Here is a 16,714-nt window from a genome sequence, read left to right on the forward strand (position 1 = left end):
TAGATCACGAATCCGAAACGTTTTGGTTGGCACCCGAAACGTTTCGGATCAACAGTAAGGCATTCCTTGTTGTGGAGATGTCTGATGTCTGATTCGATTGTACGCCTGCAAAGTGCAGGGGCCGATGTGGTAATCAAAACCCATCCGTTTGCTGAAATTATCTACTGGGGGCCGCATTTAAGCCATTTTTCGCCGCAGGATGCGGCCAGCCTGGCGCGTCCGGTGGCGAACGGTCGCCTGGACGTCGATTCCCCCGTAACGCTGATGGCCGAGCTGGGTCATGGTCTGTTTGGCGCGCCTGGAATTGAAGGGCACCGCCAGGGGCTGGACGGCTCGCCGGTGTTCGCCACCGCCGAGGTCGTACAGGCTGGGCAAAGCCTAACCATTATCAGCGAAGACCCGCACGCCGGGCTGCGCCTGCGTAGCGAAATTGTGCTCGATAGCAGCGGTGTGCTCAGCGTTCGCCACGGTCTGACCAACCTGCGCGCGCAGCCCTGGCAGGTGGACCGGCTTGCGGTCACGCTGCCGGTTGCCGAACGCGCCCGCGAAGTGATGGCCTTTCATGGCCGCTGGATCCGCGAGTTTCAGCCGCATCGGCTTGTCCTCGATCACGACAGCTTCGTGCTGGAAAACCGCCGCGGGCGCACCTCCCACGAGCATTTTCCGGCGCTGATTACCGGCAGCACCGCCTTTAGCGAGATGCAGGGCGAAGTGTGGGGAGTACACCTTGGCTGGAGCGGCAACCACCGCCTGCGCGCTGAGGTAAAAACCGATGGTCGCCGCTATCTGCAGGCGGAAGCGCTCTATTTACCGGGGGAGATGGCGCTGGCCGAAGGCGAAACCCTGTGGACGCCGTCGCTGTACGCCAGCTATTCGGCGCAGGGTCTGAACGGTATGAGCCAGCAGTTTCATCGCTACCTGCGCGAGCAGATCGTGCGCTTCCCGGATAACAAACCGCGCCCGGTGCATCTCAATACCTGGGAGGGGATCTATTTCAATCATGACCCGCAGTACATCATGCGCATGGCGGACGAGGCGGCGGAACTTGGCGTCGAGCGCTTCATCATTGACGACGGCTGGTTCAAAGGGCGCAACGACGACTGGGCGGCGCTCGGCGACTGGTATCTGGATGAGAAAAAGTACCCCAACGGGCTGACGCCGGTTATCGACCACGTGAAGTCGCTGGGCATGGAGTTCGGCATCTGGGTTGAGCCGGAAATGATCAATCCGGATTCGGACCTTTTCCGCGCCCACCCTGACTGGGTGCTGGCCCTGCCGGGCTATACGCCGCTGACCGGCCGCCATCAGTACGTCCTGAACCTCAATATTCCGCAGGCCTTTGACTATCTGCTGGAGCGGATGAGCTGGCTGCTGGGCGAGCACGCCGTGGATTATGTGAAGTGGGATATGAACCGCGAGCTGGTGCAGCCGGGCCATAACGGTAAAGCCGCCGCCGATGCGCAGACCCGCCAGTTTTATCGTCTGCTGGACGCGCTGGTTGCCCGCTTCCCACATATCGAATTTGAATCCTGCTCCTCCGGCGGCGGACGCATCGATTATGAGGTGCTGAAGCGCAGCCATCGCTTCTGGGCTTCCGATAACAACGATGCCCTGGAGCGCAACACTATCCAGCGCGGCATGAGCTATTTCTTCCCGCCGGAGGTGATGGGCGCGCATATCGGCAACCGCCACTGCCACGCCACCTTCCGCCAGCACAGCATCGCCTTCCGTGGCCTGACCGCGCTGTTTGGCCATATGGGTCTGGAGCTGGATCCGGTGAGCGCCGACGAACAGGAGCGCGCGGGCTACCGCAAGTATACCGCGCTGCATAAGCAGTGGCGCAATGTCATTCATCACGGCGTGCAGTGGCGTATGGATATGCCGGACGCCACCACGCTGGCGCACGGCGTGGTCAGTGAAGATAAGAGCCAGGCGATTTTCCTCGTCAGCCAGCTGGCGATGCCGGATTACACCCTGATGGCGCCGCTGCGCGTTGCGGGGCTGGAGGCGGGCGCCCGCTATCAGGTTACGCTGCTCGATCACCCGGATATTCAGATTACGGGAGAGGGCGGTCATACCATGCGTAAGCTGCCGGAATGGATGGTGACCCCGCAAACGGTGAGCGGCGAGTGGCTACAGCAGGCGGGGCTGGCGCTGCCAATCCTCGATCCGGAAAGCGCCATTTTGATTGGCCTGCAACGCGTGTAATGGTGACGGGCCGCCAGGCGGCCCTGACTGAGGAATATAAAATGAACCCGACTGCCTGTACCCACAAAAACAACCCTAACTTCTGGATTTTCGGCCTGTTCTTTTTTCTCTACTTTTTCATTATGGCCACCTGCTTCCCGTTCCTGCCGATCTGGCTGTCGGACGTTATTGGCCTGAATAAAACCGAGACCGGCATCGTTTTCTCCAGCCTTTCCCTGTTTGCGATCTGCTTCCAGCCCGTTCTGGGGGTGATCTCCGATAAGCTGGGGCTGAAAAAACACCTGATGTGGATCGTGACGATTTTGCTGGTGCTGATTGCGCCATTCTTCCTCTATGTTTTTGCGCCGCTGCTGAAAACCAATATCTGGCTGGGGGCATTAAGCGGGGGCGCCTATATTGGTTTCGTGTTCTCCGCCGGTGCCGGCGCGATGGAAGCCTATATCGAACGCATCAGCCGCAACAGCGGGTTTGAGTACGGTAAAGCGCGTACCTTTGGCTGTCTTGGCTGGGCGCTGTGCGCGACGACCGCGGGGATGCTGTTTAGCGTCAATCCCGAGTGGGTATTCTGGATGGGCTCGGCCGCCGCGCTGCTGCTGGTGGTGCTGGTGGCTATCGCGAAACCGCAGGCCAGCCAGGCCGCTCAGGTCATGGATTCTTTGGGCGCGAATCGCCCATCGGTGGATTTAAAAACCGCCCTGCGGATGTTCCGTCAGCGCAAAATGTGGATGTTTATTCTGTATGTGGTCGGCGTGGCGTGCGTATACGACGTCTTCGATCAGCAGTTTGCCACCTTCTTTAAATCCTTCTTTGCTACGCCGGAATCGGGCACCCGCGCCTTTGGTTTTGCGACCACCGCCGGGGAGATTTGCAACGCGATCATCATGTTCAGCTCGCCGTGGATTATTAACCGCATCGGTGCGAAGAACACCCTGCTGATTGCCGGGATGGTGATGGCGGCGCGGATGATCGGCTCATCCTTCGCCACCACCGCAGTTGAGGTCGTGGCGCTGAAGATGCTCCACGCCCTGGAAGTGCCGTTCCTGCTGGTGGGGGCGTTTAAATATATTACCGGCGTGTTTGACGTCCGGCTGTCGGCGACGATTTATCTGGTGGGCTTCCAGTTTTCCAAGCAGGTGGCGGCGATTTTCCTCTCCGCATTTGCCGGCAATATGTATGACCGGATCGGTTTCCAGGAGACCTATATGATCCTCGGCGGTATTGCGCTGTCCGTCACCTTAATATCGGCCTTTACGCTTTCAGGGAAATCCGCGCCTGGCAGCGTCAGTAATAAAGCAATGACCATTTAATAAATTAACAAAGAAAATGCTCACAGGGATGTGCTGAATAAACGGGAGAACGGATTGACTATGGATATTAAAAAAAGAATGAATAGCGGTGAATTATATACCGACGGCGGCTACGGTCTGCCGGAGGAGCGGCTAATGGCAAAGGTGCGGGCCTATGAATATAACCACTCGCACCCATTCGGTCAGGAGCTAAGAGAGGATATTATCCAGCGCATGTTTGCGAGCGTGGGTAAACAGTGCTGGATCGAGCCGTCGATCAATCTTGCTTACGGAATTCACACCACTATTGGCGATAACTTCTACGCAAACTTCAACCTGACGCTGGTCGATGACGCGGAGATTATTATCGGCAATAACGTGATGTTCGCACCGAATGTGACGATCTCTACCGCCGGTCATCCGGTGCATCCGGATCTGCGCCATACGCTGCAGCAGTTCTCTCTGCCGGTGATTATTGAGGATGGCGTCTGGCTGGGTTCCGGCGTGATTATTAATCCCGGCGTGACCATCGGCAAAAACTCGGTAATTGGCGCCGGCAGCGTGGTTAATCGCTCGATTCCACCGAACGTTGTTGCCGCCGGGGTGCCCTGCCGGGTATTAAGAGATATTACCGATGAGGATAAAAATAAATATCAGCTCTATACCGGCCAATAAATATAAGGCACATATTAATTAGCACTCGTTCCCATATAAAAATAATGAAGATAGAAAGGTGAGTTATTCACTCACCTTACCTCCCCGTTACCTCCGGAAAATAAAAATGAATAAAAAGACGATAGCCTTAGCGATGAGTTTATGTGTGATGGCAAGTTCGGCAGTTGCTAAAAATAATTCTCTGACGCTTGAACAGCGTATGGAACAGCTGGAAGCGCGGCTTGCCGCGGCTGAAAGCCGGGCTACGGTGGCGGAAGGCCAGGTGCGGGAATTACAGGAGAAACAGCGCACCGCTATTGCGCTGGCACAACCGACCGTTGCGGTAAAAAGCGTCGCGGCGGTCGAAGAGAGCAAAAAGAATATTACCGCGCCGGAGCTTAAGCTCTCCGGCTATGGCGATCTGAAGATCTACGGTGACGTTGAGTTCAACATGGACGCGGAGAGCAAGCACGGCCTGCTGGCGATGACTAACGCCGATGTTGGCAGCGACCCGACCTACGATAACTGGGATTTAAACGGCCGCATTCTGCTGGGCTTTGACGGCATCCGCACCATGAGCAACGGCTATTTTGCCGGATTCTCGATCCAACCGCTGGCCGATATGACCGGCTCCATGAACCTTGATGATGCCGCCTTCTTCTTTGGTCAGGAGAAGGACTGGAAGATAAAGGTCGGCCGTTTCGAAGCCTATGACATGTTCCCGCTGAACCAGGACACCTTCGTCGAGCACTCGGGTAATACCGCCAACGATCTCTACAGCGACGGTCACGGCTATATCTACATGATGAAAGAGGGACGCGGGCGATCCGACGCGGGCGGTAACTTCCTGCTCAGCAAGCAGCTGGATAACTGGTACTTCGAGCTGAATACGCTGCTGGAGGACGGCACCTCTCTGTATGACGGCGGTGACTACCACGGCCGCGACATGGAGCAGAAAAAGAACGTCGCCTACCTGCGTCCGGTTGTCTCGTGGGCCAAGGATGAGTTCTCCGTCGCCGCGGCGATGGAGTCAAACGTGGTGAAAAATGCCTACGGCTATAGCAACGCGCGGGGAGAGTTTGTCGATCAGTCCGATCGTACCGGCTATGGGCTGACCATGACGTGGAATGGCCTGAAAACCAACCCTGCCGATGGCGTGGTGGTGAATGTGAACACCGCGTATATGGATGCCAACAATGAAAAAGACTTCACCGCCGGGGTTAACGCGCTGTGGCAGCGCTTTGAGCTGGGCTATATCTACGCCCATAACAAAATCAACGACTATGCCGGGGTGATTTGCGATAACGACTGCTGGATTAAGGATGAGGGGACCTACAATATTCATACCTTCCACGCCTCGTATCAAATTCCAAACGTGATGAATATGCAGAACTTTAATATCTATCTCGGGGCCTACTACTCCATTCTTGATAGCGATGTGCAGGCCAATAAGAGCGATGACGACGATCGCTACGGCGCGCGCGTGCGCTTTAAATACTTCTTCTGAGAACCGTAAAAAGCTGCCCCGCGAAACGTAGCCCGGCGGGGCAGCCGAGCAGGTTAATCCAGATAGAATACCGGCTTCAGATCGGCGCTGAGCGGGCTGTTATCGGCGTTTGCGGGCATCACGTCGCGCATATGCCGCCACCAGCGCTGACAGACCTCGGTTCCGGCGACCGCGTTCCAGCGGGCTTCAGATTCAATCTCCACCGTGGCGAACAGCAGGCTGCGCTCTTTATCGAGATAAATGGCGTAATGGTGCGCGCCGTGTGCCTTCAGAACCGCCTCCAGCTCCGGCCATATTGGCGAATGTCGACGCTGATACTCTTCGTGCGCGTCGGGATTCACCTGCATTACAAACGCCTTGCGGATCATAACGCCTCCAGATACAGCTCGCGTACTTCGTCGCGGCTGGCGGTTCGCGGGTTGCACGGCGCGCACGGGTCGGCGAGGGCCTTGTCCAGCCAACCTTCGATGTCGGCTTTGGTCACTCCAAGCTGGCTGAAGCCCTGCGGAATGCCGACGCGTTTGCTCAGGGCGCGAATCGCCTCGATTGCCGCCATGCTGGCTGCTTCATCGCTCATGTCGCGGGTCTCGACGCCCATCGCCTGCGCCACGCGGGCAAAGCGGGCAACGGCGTTCGGGCGGTTAAAGTTTTCGATGATCGGCAGCAGGATGGCGTTGCATACGCCGTGGGGCAGATTGTGGGTCGCGCCAGGCTGATGGGCCAGCGCATGGACCAGGCCAAGACCGGCGCTGTTGAACGCCATACCCGCCAGATACTGACCAAACGCCATCTGCTCGCGCGCCTCAAGGTTGTGCCCGTCGTCGACGGCTTTCGGCAGCCACAGATTAATCAGCCGAATGGCCTCCAGGGCGTTGGCATCGGTGAGCGGGTGGGCACCGACTGAGACAAAGGCTTCGATAGCGTGGGTCAGGGCGTCCATTCCGGTGGCCGCGGTGATGGAGGCCGGGATGTCCAGCATCACGCTGGCGTCATCGACGGCGATGTCCGGAATAATATTCGGATCGATAATCACCTCTTTTACCCGGCGCGCGGAATCGATGATGACCGCATTGCTGGTCATCTCCGCCGCCGTTCCGGCGGTGGTGTTTATCGCCACCAGCGGGACGCCGGCGTTTTTCACCTTACCGACGCCGGAATAGGCGGTGGAAGGGGCCGGGTTGGCGGTGAGGATTTTAACCGCTTTCGCGGTATCGATGGGGCTGCCGCCGCCAAAGGCGATAATGTAATCGCACTGCGCATCGTGGAAGGCGGTAATGCCTTTATGCACCAGCGCTTCGGTGGGGTTCGGGAACACCTCATCAAACAGGTGCCAGGACATCTGGTGCGCGTCGAGCGCGGCAAACAGGCTGTCCAGCAGGCCCAGCTTCACCAGCTGACCGTCGGTGACGATCAGCGCTTTGCCCCACTCTTTAGCGGCGACCAGATTGACCATATCGCCAATGGCGCCCGCGCCGTGCAGGCTGATTTTCGGCAATGCCAACATAAAGCTCATGATAACTCTCCTGTTAATGAAATCCCGTTCCCCCCACCGTCAGGCGAAGGGCTAATGTCTTCGCTGCAGCACTCGCCGGGCGATAATCGGCAGCGAAATCACCGCGATCAGCATGACGCCGATGATTATCGACATCACGATGCCCGGTACGTTGAGCAGGCTCAGGCCAAAGGTCACCAGCCCCATCAGGAAGGCGGCAATAATCACCCCCACCATGCTGCCGGAGCCGCCGAGGATATTGACGCCGCCGAGCACCGCCATCGTCACGACCGCCAGCTCCCAGCCAACCGCCAGAGAGGGACGAGTGCTGCCGAGCCGTGACGTCAGCAGCACCGCGGCCAGCCCCGCCATCAGCCCGACCAGGGCAAACAGGATCAGGTTATGGCGCTTGACGTTGATCCCGGAAAACCAGGCGCCGGTCGGGTTATTGCCAATCGCGTAGGTGCGGCGGCCAAAGTTGGTTTTATGCAGCAGGAAGGTAAAGGCGGCCGCCAGCAGCAGGAACAGCGCAAACTCAAACGAGAGCGCCCCCCAAACGTAGCCCTGGCCGAACCAGGCGAAGCTGTCGGGATAGTGGTTTAGCGCCTTATCGCCCAGCAGGATGTAGGTCAGGCCGCGGTAGAGGCTCATGGTGCCGATGGTGATAACGATCGACGACAGGTTCAGGCGCGTCACCAGGATGCCGTTAAACAGGCCGCACAGCAGGCCCACCCCCAGCCCAACGGCCACCAGCAGCGGCGTATCCATCCCCGCCGCCGCGCAAAAGCCCATTGCCGTGGAGCTCAGCGCCATGGTGGAGGCGACCGAGAGGTCAATCTCTCTGGCAATAATCAGCATCGCCATCGGCAGGACGATAATCGCCTTCTCGGTAAAGTTGAAGGTGGCGTCAGAGAGGTTCCAGATATTAAGGAAGTAGGGCGACGCCAGCGCGTTGGCGGCAAAAACGGCGAGGGTCACCGCCAGCAGGAAGCCTTCCCAGCACAGCAGGCGGCGCAGCGGCGACGGCGCCGTCGGGCGGCCGGTCATCTCGTCAGTGGTCATTATTTTGCTCATGGTTTCACCGTCTGTTTTTGCGAAGCCAGCACCGCGCTGCGCAGAATGAGCCGTCCTTGACGTTTGTTCCCGCGCTCGTTAAGCACCACGGCGATGACAATAACCGCGCCGGAGATAGCCATCTGCCAGAAGGGGGAGATACCGATGACCGGCAGCGCGTTGTTGATAATCCCGAGGAACAGCGCGCCGCACAGGCAGCCGACTACGCGTCCGGTTCCGCCCATGGTGCTGATGCCGCCGATGACGCAGGCGGCCACGACCTGCAGTTCGAAGCCGTTGGCAACGTCAACGTAGGCAACGGCAAAGCGGGAGATCCACAGATAGCCGCAAAACCCCGCCAGCGCCCCGGAAAGGCAGAAGCTGATGAACTGCATTTTCCCGGCGTTGATACCGGTGTAGTACGCCGCGGTGGCGTTGCCGCCTGCGGTGTACAGCGCCCGCCCGGTGCGGCTATAGCGCAGGAAGTAGCCCACCAGCAGCAGGGCGGCGATGGCGCACCAGCTCAGCAGCGGCAGCCCCAGCAGCGAGGTGCGCGGCAGGGCGAGGAAGTCCGCGCTCATCTGATGCGAGTTAACCCAGCCGCCGTCGGAGAGCAGGAAAATAATGCCGCGATAGATGCTCATGGTGCCGAGGGTGACCACGATCGCCGGTATGCCGAGACGCCAGACCAGCAGGCCGTTAATCACCCCCATCAGCAGGCCGAGCAGGATCGCCAGCATCAGCAGCGCCCACACCGGAATGTCCGGGTGGTGGGCGTTAAGCAGGGCGACGATCATCCCGGTCAGCGCCAGGTTGGCGGCCATCGACAGGTCGATCCCCTTGGTCAGCAGCACCATCATCTGGCCGAGAGCGAGGACGATAAGAATCGAGGTGTCGTTAAACATCTCAACCAGGTTTTCCGCCGCGATGAACGACGGTACCCGGCTGCCGATCCCCGTCACCATCAGGATAATGACCGCCGCCAGCAGCGCTTCGCGGTTTTTAAGCAGTTGTCGCCACATTACGCAGCCTCCCGGGCAGCGCCGCTGGCGGCGCTGACGATAGTTTCCGCCGTCGCTTCGCCGGCGCGATATTCGGCCACCATCAGCCCTTCGTGCATCACGATGATGCGGTCAGCCATTCCCATAACCTCCGGCAGCTCTGATGAGACCATAATAACCGCCAGCCCCTGGCCCACCAGCTCGGACATAAACTGGTGCACCGCCGCTTTTGAACCGATATCGATGCCTTTCGTCGGCTCATCGAGAATGATCGCCTGCGGATGGGTGGCCAGCCATTTGCCGATCACCACCTTCTGCTGGTTGCCGCCGGAGAGGGTTTCTACCGCCTGCTGCCAGCTGAAGGCCTTGACCTGCAGGCGCGAGGCATACTCATCGGCCAGCCGCCATTCGCGCGCGTCGTTCAGCACGCCGCGGGGGTTGAGCCTGGCGAGCTGGGGCAGGCTGATGTTTTGCGCGATCGGCAGGGCGACGATCGCCCCCTGCTTCTGCCGCTCTTCCGGTACGCAGACGATACCGGCCTGAATGGCGTCCGCCGGCTGGCGAAAACGCACCGGTTTGCCTTTCAGCACGATTTCGCCGGAGGAGGGATGCGATACGCCGGAAAGCGCCTGCATAAGTTCGGTACGCCCGGCGCCGACAAGGCCGTAGAAGCCGAGGATTTCACCTCTGCGCAGGGTGAAGCTGATATTGGCGAACTCGGTAGGATGGCAGAGGTTGTTGACCTCCAGCACCGTTTCTCCCGGGGTGCAGCTCACCTTCGGGTAGGTTTGGGTAATGGCCCGCCCGACCATCATCGACACCATCCGCTCTTCGGTGATCTCGTTGATGGCGCCGGAGCTCACGTACACGCCGTCGCGTAAAATGGTGTAGTAATCCGCCAGCTCGAAGATTTCGTCAAACTTATGCGAGATAAACAGGATGGCCTTCCCGTCCTGCTTCAGGCGCTCGACTATCTGATAAAACTCCAGAATTTCGTGCTGCGAGAGCGCGGCGGTCGGCTCGTCAAGGATAACCACCTGCGCCTCAAAGGAGAGCGCCCGGGCGATGGCCACCATGTGGCGCTGGGCGATGCCCAGCGTTTTTAGCGTCGCGCGCGGGTCGATCTGTACTTCCAGGCGGCGGAGAATCTCCCCGGCTTTCTGGTGCATTGCCGGCCAGTCGAGCTTTTTCAGCAGGCCTTTATGCAGATACTGGCCGACAAAAATATTCTCCGTCACCGAGAGCTCGTCAAACAGCACCGTTTCCTGGTGGATAGCGGTGATCCCGACCCGGTGCGCCGACTCCGGATGAGGCAGCTGAATCGGGATCGCTTTATAAAGGATTTCGCCCTCTTCGGGCTGATAAATGCCGGTCATCACTTTGACCAGCGTGGATTTGCCGGCACCGTTTTCGCCAATTAAGGCGGTCACTTTGCCGGGCCAGAGATCGAGCTGTACGTTCTCAAGGGCACGCACACCGGGGAAAACCTTGGTGATGCCCTTAAGCGACAGCAGCGGGGTGGACGCCGTCATGATAAGTCTCCGTTTTTTTCCCCGTTTCCAGGCGAAACGGGGGCTGAGGATTAGAAAATTTTGGAAAACTTATCGATGTTGCCGGCATCGTAAACGAACGGCTCCGCCATCGCGCCGCTGCCGTCGGCATCCAGCTTCACCTTGCCGAGCCTGCCCATGTTGGCTTCGGTTTTGGTTGCCGTGCCTTTGACCAGATCGTCGGCCAGGTACGTGGCGGCGTAGCCGAGGTCAATGGGGTTCCAGATAGCAAAGCTTTTGCTGGCGCCGGACTTAATCGCCCCGGCCATTTCGGACGGTAGCCCCAGCCCGGTAACGTACACTTTGCCAATCTTGCCCTGATCCTTCACCGCCTGGGCGGCGGCAACGATCCCCACCGACGAAGGCGAGACGATCGCTTTCAGATTCGGATACGATTTCAGCAGGCCGACCGCTTCGCGATAGCTCTTGTCGGAGAGATCGTCCCCGTAGGCAACGGTGACCAGGTTGACGGAAGGGTACTTCGGCAGCACCTTCTTCATCTCTTCGATCCAGATGTTCTGGTTGGTTGAGGTTGGGGTCGCGCTGAGGATCGCCACGTCGCCTTTTTCGATGTTCAGCGCTTTTAAGGCATCCGCGGCGAGCCTGACGTTGGTCTCGCCAATAAGTGCGTTATTGGAAGGGGTTAAGTGGATCTGACGGCCCGCCGGCGCGACGCCGGAATCCCAGGAGACCACTTTGATTCCGCGCTGCATCGCCTTTTTCAGCACCGGCACCACGGCGTCCGGATCGTTGGCGGAAATGGCGATCGCGTCCACCCCCTGGGCGATCAGCCCGTTCAGCACTTCGATCTGCGCTTCGGCGGTGGTGGTGGTGGGGCCGGTATAAATCACTTTCACATCGCCTAACTCTTTAGCCGCTTCCTGCGCGCCGACGTTCGCTGCCTCGAAGAATCCATTTCCCAATGATTTTGCCACGAGGGCAATTTTAACTTCTGCTAAAGCGGAACCGGACAACGCCAGGGCGGCAACGGTGAGGATCAAGCTTGTCTTTATTTTCATTGCTTTTACTCCACATGATTGAGTTAGTTTCCCCTTATCTTTCATCCTGCCGATGCGTGGTCTGCCGCAGGGCGAAAGAGTTAGGGTAGGGTTTGCAGGTGACAGAGTTCGCCCCGTCTCGGTGAGCGGGGCGCGATGTAATTATTGATAAAGGTCTAACGCGGACTGCATAGGCTGCACATCAAAGCGCTTGCCGAGGGCAATCAGCTCTTCGCGGGTGATGGTCTGCTTCATTCCACCCATGGAGTAAACCTTCACCAGCACTTCAGCCGATTTCTCGGCGGTATCGATCAGGCCAAAGGTTTCATCCAGCGTCGGCCCGCTGCCGAAGACGCCGTGGAACGGCCACAGCACCAGCGAATGCTGACGCATTTCCAGCGCGGTGGCCCCGCCGATTTCGTCGGTACCCGGCACCATCCACGGCAGAATGCCGACGCCGTCCGGGAACACCACCAGGCATTCGGTGCTGCCTTCCCAGAGCTTGCGGGTGAAGAGATCGCTGTTGTTCTCCAGCACGTAGGTCAGGGCGATCAGGTTGGTGGCGTGGCAGTGCATGATCACGCGATCTTTGCCGCCGGTCAGCCTGATGCGTTCGCTGTGGGACAAGAAGTGGGCCGGCAGTTCTGAGGTCGGCACCGCCTCGTGGGTCAAGCCCCACAGGATGTGATATCCCGCGCCGTCGCTGTCCACTTTGACCACGCCGAGGTTGGCGGCCGGATCGAGCTGCACGTTGCGGAAAAATTTACCGGAGCCGGTAACGATAAACGGCTGGTTGGCCAGCGTCGGCATCGGCTGGCTCAGGGCGATATAGCGCGGTTTGGCGTGGAAATCCGCCGCGAAAGGTTCGATATCGGCCTCGTCGAGGCGCAGCGTCAGGTTGCCGCCGTTGCGCTCATCCCAGCCCTTCAGCCAGGCGTCGGTGGTGGCCTTAATCATGCCCTGGACGAACCAGGAGTCGATAATGGTGTGCATAGTCTTGTGCTTCCTGTTGATTCGGCGCGGGGTTGACCCCGCGCCCTGAATAGGTTGTGTATCTGTCGGCTGCCGGGCTACCCGCGCTGGCTCAGCACATCTTTCTCGTAGCCGCGAACGCTATCCAGCCACTGGCTGCCCGCCGGGGTATCGTGACGCTGGCAGTACATCTCCCAGGCGGCCTGCCACGGCAGGCATTTCTGCTCTTCCAGCAGCGCCAGTCGGGCGGTGTAATCGCCGTCGGCTTCCAGCTGGCGCAGCTGTTCCGTCGGTTCCAGCAGCGCGCGCAGCAGCGCTTTTTTCATGTTGCGGGTACCAATCACCCACGCCGCGATGCGGTTGATGGAGGCGTCGAAGAAATCGAGGCCGATGTGCACCCGGTCAAACAGGTTATGGCGGATGATTTCGCTGGCGATGGCCTGGGTTTCGTCATCCAGCAGCACCACGTGATCGCTATCCCAGCGTACCGGGCGGCTGACGTGCAGCAGCAGGCGCGGAATGTAGAGCATGGCGGCAGAGATTTTGTCGGAGATAACTTCCGTTGGATGGAAGTGCCCGGCATCCAGACACAGCGCGGTCTGGCGGCTGGCGGCGTAGCCCATATAGAATTCATTGGAGCCGACGGTGTAGCTTTCGGCGCCGATACCGAACAGCTTGCTCTCCACGGCATCGATATGATGCGCCGTGTCGAATTTCTCGCTGATAACCTCGTCCAGCGCGTTGAGCAGGCGCTGGCGCGGCGCCAGACGGTCAACGGTAATGTCCTTCATGCCGTCGGGGACCCAGATATTCATCACCGACGGGGTGCCCAGCTGCTCGCCGAAATAGGCGGAAACCCGGCGGCTGGCCTTGCAGTGATCGATCCAGAACTGGCGGATTTCATCGTTGGCGTGCGAGAGGGTAAAACCGTCGGCGCTTAGCGGATGCGAGAAGCAGGAGGGGTTAAAATCGAGCCCCAGGCCGTTGTTTTTGGCCCATTCAACCCAGTTTTTAAAGTGCTCAGGTTTGATTTCGTTACGCGCAACCGGGGTATCAGACTCCAGATAGATAGCGTGCAGATTCAGCCGTTTCGGGCCGGGGATCAGGCTGAGCGCCTGCTCGAGGTCGGCGCGCAGCTCGCCCGCGTTGCGGGCTTTGCCCGGATAGTTGCCGGTGGCCTGAATCCCGCCGGTTAAATTCCCTTCCGGGTTTTCAAAGCCCGCGACGTCATCGCCCTGCCAGCAGTGCATGGATACGGGAAGCCGGTCCAGCTGGCGCAGAGCCTCCTCGACATCCACACCGACGGCGGCGTAGCGCTGTTTGGCAATTTCCCAGGCTTGTTCAAGTTGAGTGGTCATGCGCAAAGCTCCTTGGTCTGTTGTTGCTGAAACTGCGCAACGAAGCGGGCAATTTCATTTTCAGGATTAGGGATAAACGTGGTGAGCGCGTAGTTGTGGCGCACCACCTGACGGAAATCATCGACGTTGTTCAGCTCATCCAGCGTCATCAGCTGGATGCCGATATTGCCGAGCGTAGAGGCCTCGACGGGACCCGCGATGACCGTAATGCCGCAGGCGTCCGCGCACAGCTGATTGAGCAGCGCGTTCTGACAGCCGCCGCCGACGATATGCAGCTGGCTGAAGGGTTGGCCTCGCAGCCGGGCAAGTTCGCCGAGCACGCGGGCATACAGCAGGGCCAGGCTGTCAAAAATGCAGCGCGCCAGCTCGGCGTCGCCGCTGGGCACCGGCTGCCCGGATTCACGGCAGGCGGCCTGAATCTCGGCGCTCATATTGTCCGGGTTGATAAAGCGCTCATCGTTGCAGTCAATCACCGAGCGGCAGGCCGGGAGTTCGGCGGTATGGGCAATCAGCGCCGGCAGGTCGCTGACGTTCTGCTCTTTCAGCACCCGCTGCAGCAGCCACAGTCCCATAATATTTTTCAGCACCCGATAGCGGCCTTCCGCGCCGCCTTCGTTGGTGATATTGGCCTTCAGCGCCTCATCGCCGGTGCAGGGGGTTTGGCTTTCAAAGCCCATGAGCGACCAGGTGCCGGAGGAGAGATAGGCCGCATTTTTACCGGCCAGCGGAGAGGCGATCACCGCGCTGGCGGTATCGTGACTGGCGACGGCGACCACCGGGATCGCGTTGCCCTGCGGGCAAATCCAGTGGCCGATCACGTTGCCGGGATGGGTCGGGGTACCGAACCATTCGCGCGGCGCGCCGCTCCAGTTCAGCAGCTCTTCGTCCCAGCTATCGCTGTTGATATTGACCAGCTGGGTAGTGGTGGCGTTGGTGTATTCCCAGTTCATCCGACCGGTCAGGCGAAAGCTGAAGTAGTCCGGGATCAGCAGCGCGTGCGCGGCCTGGCTCACCAGCTCCGGCTGCTGCTCAACCAGGGCGCGCAGCTGGTACAGGGTGTTGAACGGCAGAAACTGGATGCCGCTGCGGCGATAGATATCCGCCCGGCCTATCTGCGCTTCGGCATGCTGCATCAGGCCGTGGGTGCGGTCGTCGCGATAGGAAACCGGCAGGCCGACGCGCTGGCCCTGGGCGTCGAGCAGGACATAATCCACGCCCCAGGTATCAATGCCGATGCTGTCGATAAGGATGCCCTGCGCGCACACCAGCGCCAGCCCGCGGCGAATTTCGCCTTCCAGGCTATCGATATCCCAGCAGTCGTAGCCATCCACCTGGTGCAGGCTGTTGGTAAAACGGTGGATTTCACGCAGCGTCAGCGCACGCTGTCCGCTTTCATAGCTGGCGAGCATCACCCGCCCGCTGGAGGCGCCTAAATCAACGGCGACACAATGTCGAAAATTCATGGCAGAGATCCTTCTGAAAATCATTGCCAGCAGTCTAAAAAAGTCGCCGGTCGCGCACCTTCTTGCCACGGACAGGGAAATTTCTCCGCTGGCAAGAAAGCAAAGGTGACCGTGAGAGAGCTCACAATTTCATTCTGTCGCTATCGACGCGGGGGATGTGACGCTCTCCGCAGTTCCCGATCTTTCCGGCTGTTTCTTGAAAAAGCGGCAGGCTTTACGTCGTTTGCGGTCAAAAATTGAAGGCCGGATTGCCGGTCCTTAATTACTATTTGCGACACTGATTGATAACATTTCTCATTTCGAGGGAGCTGCTATGACCGTATTGCACAGTGTGGATTTCTTTAAGTCCGGTACTTCTGCTGTTGCCATTGAGCCACGCCTCCCTCAGTCGGCGTTTCCGGAGCATCACCACGATTTCCATGAAATTGTTATCGTCGAGCACGGGACGGGGATCCACGTTTTCAACGGCCAGCCCTATACCATCAGCGGCGGCTCGGTCTGTTTTATTCGCGATCGCGATCGCCATCTTTATGAACATACCGATAACCTGTGCCTGACCAACGTGCTCTATCGCGCGCCGGATGCGTTTCGCTTTCTGAACGGCGTCAGCCAGCTGCTGCCGCAGGAGCAGGAGGGCAACTATCTCTCGCACTGGCGGGTTAATCAGGGGGCTTTGCAGCAGGTGCGACAGATCGTCAGCCAGATGGAAAGCCTCAGCGCTGAGTCGGATGTGCATACTATTGCCAGTCGGGAGATTCTGTTTATGCAGCTGCTGGTGCTGCTGCGCAAAAGCAGCCTCGCGGAAGGGGCCGCCGATAGCGAGGCGCGGCTCAATCACCTGATGGCGTGGCTGGAAGATCACTTTGCCGAGGATGTTTGCTGGGAAGAGGTGGCGGCCCAGTTTTCGCTGTCGCTGCGCACGCTGCATCGCCAGCTCAAGCAGCAGACCGGCCTGACGCCGCAGCGCTACCTGAACCGGGTGCGGCTGATGAAGGCGCGCCATCTGCTGCGGCACAGCGATGACAGCGTCACGGATATCGCCTATCACTGCGGATTCGGCGACAGTAATCACTTTTCGACGCTTTTTCGCCGCGAGTTTTCCTGGTCACCACGTGATATCCGCCAGGGGCGCGACGCCATTCTTCAGTAACGCGAGAGCAGTCAACGTTTTA

The 16,714-nt window shown here is 59.1% G+C and carries 14 protein-coding genes; 5 read left to right on the forward strand and 9 right to left on the reverse strand.

Going from position 1 to position 16,714, the window contains the following annotated elements; translation table 11 throughout:
- The first annotated feature begins 84 nt into the window (after positions 1–84).
- The 4 genes from EDF75_RS25400 to EDF75_RS25415 all read left to right on the forward strand — a co-directional run bounded on the left by EDF75_RS25400 (position 85) and on the right by EDF75_RS25415 (position 5,655).
- Positions 85–2,208 (forward strand): alpha-galactosidase, encoded by a 2,124-nt coding sequence (locus tag EDF75_RS25400; protein WP_133601297.1) that lies wholly within the window; start codon positions 85–87, stop codon positions 2,206–2,208.
- Positions 2,209–2,249: 41 nt separating this feature from the next.
- Positions 2,250–3,515 carry an MFS transporter gene (locus tag EDF75_RS25405; protein ID WP_123710490.1) on the forward strand — a complete coding sequence of 422 codons (1,266 nt, stop codon included), beginning with the start codon at positions 2,250–2,252 and terminating at the stop codon, positions 3,513–3,515.
- A 60-nt stretch (positions 3,516–3,575) separates the two neighbouring features.
- On the forward strand, positions 3,576–4,169 hold the full coding sequence (locus tag EDF75_RS25410) for a DapH/DapD/GlmU-related protein (RefSeq protein ID WP_133601298.1): 594 nt from the start codon (positions 3,576–3,578) through the stop codon (positions 4,167–4,169).
- Positions 4,170–4,275: 106 nt separating this feature from the next.
- Complete coding sequence (locus EDF75_RS25415; protein WP_133601299.1) at positions 4,276–5,655, forward strand: carbohydrate porin; 1,380 nt, start codon at positions 4,276–4,278, stop codon at positions 5,653–5,655.
- Positions 5,656–5,708: 53 nt separating this feature from the next.
- Here the strand turns inward: EDF75_RS25415 and rhaM are convergent, their stop codons facing one another.
- From rhaM to rhaB, 9 genes are all read right to left on the reverse strand, one after another.
- Positions 5,709–6,023: an L-rhamnose mutarotase gene (gene rhaM / locus EDF75_RS25420; RefSeq protein ID WP_133601300.1), complete on the reverse strand. Its 315-nt coding sequence runs from the start codon at positions 6,021–6,023 to the stop codon at positions 5,709–5,711.
- Positions 6,020–7,168, reverse strand: coding sequence for a lactaldehyde reductase (fucO, locus tag EDF75_RS25425; RefSeq protein ID WP_133601301.1), 1,149 nt, complete (start codon positions 7,166–7,168; stop codon positions 6,020–6,022). The genes rhaM and fucO overlap by 4 nt, the downstream gene beginning before the upstream one ends.
- A 51-nt stretch (positions 7,169–7,219) precedes the next feature.
- Entirely contained in the window at positions 7,220–8,221 is a 1,002-nt protein-coding gene (locus EDF75_RS25430; RefSeq protein ID WP_133601302.1) for an ABC transporter permease, read from the reverse strand.
- Positions 8,218–9,222, reverse strand: coding sequence for an ABC transporter permease (locus EDF75_RS25435; RefSeq protein WP_133601303.1), 1,005 nt, complete (start codon positions 9,220–9,222; stop codon positions 8,218–8,220). The genes EDF75_RS25430 and EDF75_RS25435 overlap by 4 nt, the downstream gene beginning before the upstream one ends.
- Complete coding sequence (locus tag EDF75_RS25440; RefSeq protein WP_133601304.1) at positions 9,222–10,733, reverse strand: sugar ABC transporter ATP-binding protein; 1,512 nt, start codon at positions 10,731–10,733, stop codon at positions 9,222–9,224. Before EDF75_RS25440 ends, EDF75_RS25435 begins: the two co-directional genes overlap by 1 nt.
- 50 nt (positions 10,734–10,783) lie before the next feature.
- Complete coding sequence (gene rhaS / locus EDF75_RS25445) at positions 10,784–11,770, reverse strand: rhamnose ABC transporter substrate-binding protein (RefSeq protein WP_133601305.1); 987 nt, start codon at positions 11,768–11,770, stop codon at positions 10,784–10,786.
- A gap of 141 nt (positions 11,771–11,911) precedes the next feature.
- Positions 11,912–12,742 carry a rhamnulose-1-phosphate aldolase gene (gene rhaD / locus EDF75_RS25450; protein WP_133601306.1) on the reverse strand — a complete coding sequence of 277 codons (831 nt, stop codon included), beginning with the start codon at positions 12,740–12,742 and terminating at the stop codon, positions 11,912–11,914.
- 77 nt (positions 12,743–12,819) lie between these two features.
- Positions 12,820–14,079: an L-rhamnose isomerase gene (gene rhaA, locus EDF75_RS25455; RefSeq protein ID WP_133601307.1), complete on the reverse strand. Its 1,260-nt coding sequence runs from the start codon at positions 14,077–14,079 to the stop codon at positions 12,820–12,822.
- Positions 14,076–15,542, reverse strand: coding sequence for a rhamnulokinase (rhaB, locus tag EDF75_RS25460; RefSeq protein ID WP_133601308.1), 1,467 nt, complete (start codon positions 15,540–15,542; stop codon positions 14,076–14,078). Before rhaB ends, rhaA begins: the two co-directional genes overlap by 4 nt.
- 313 nt (positions 15,543–15,855) lie before the next feature.
- Between rhaB and rhaS (EDF75_RS25470) the strand changes: the two genes are divergently transcribed.
- Entirely contained in the window at positions 15,856–16,692 is an 837-nt protein-coding gene (gene rhaS, locus EDF75_RS25470; RefSeq protein WP_133601309.1) for an HTH-type transcriptional activator RhaS, read from the forward strand.
- The last annotated feature ends 22 nt before the right edge of the window (positions 16,693–16,714 follow it).

Origin of the sequence: Klebsiella sp. BIGb0149 (assembly GCF_004362605.1) — a bacterium.
In the GTDB taxonomy this organism is placed as follows: domain Bacteria; phylum Pseudomonadota; class Gammaproteobacteria; order Enterobacterales; family Enterobacteriaceae; genus Klebsiella; species Klebsiella terrigena.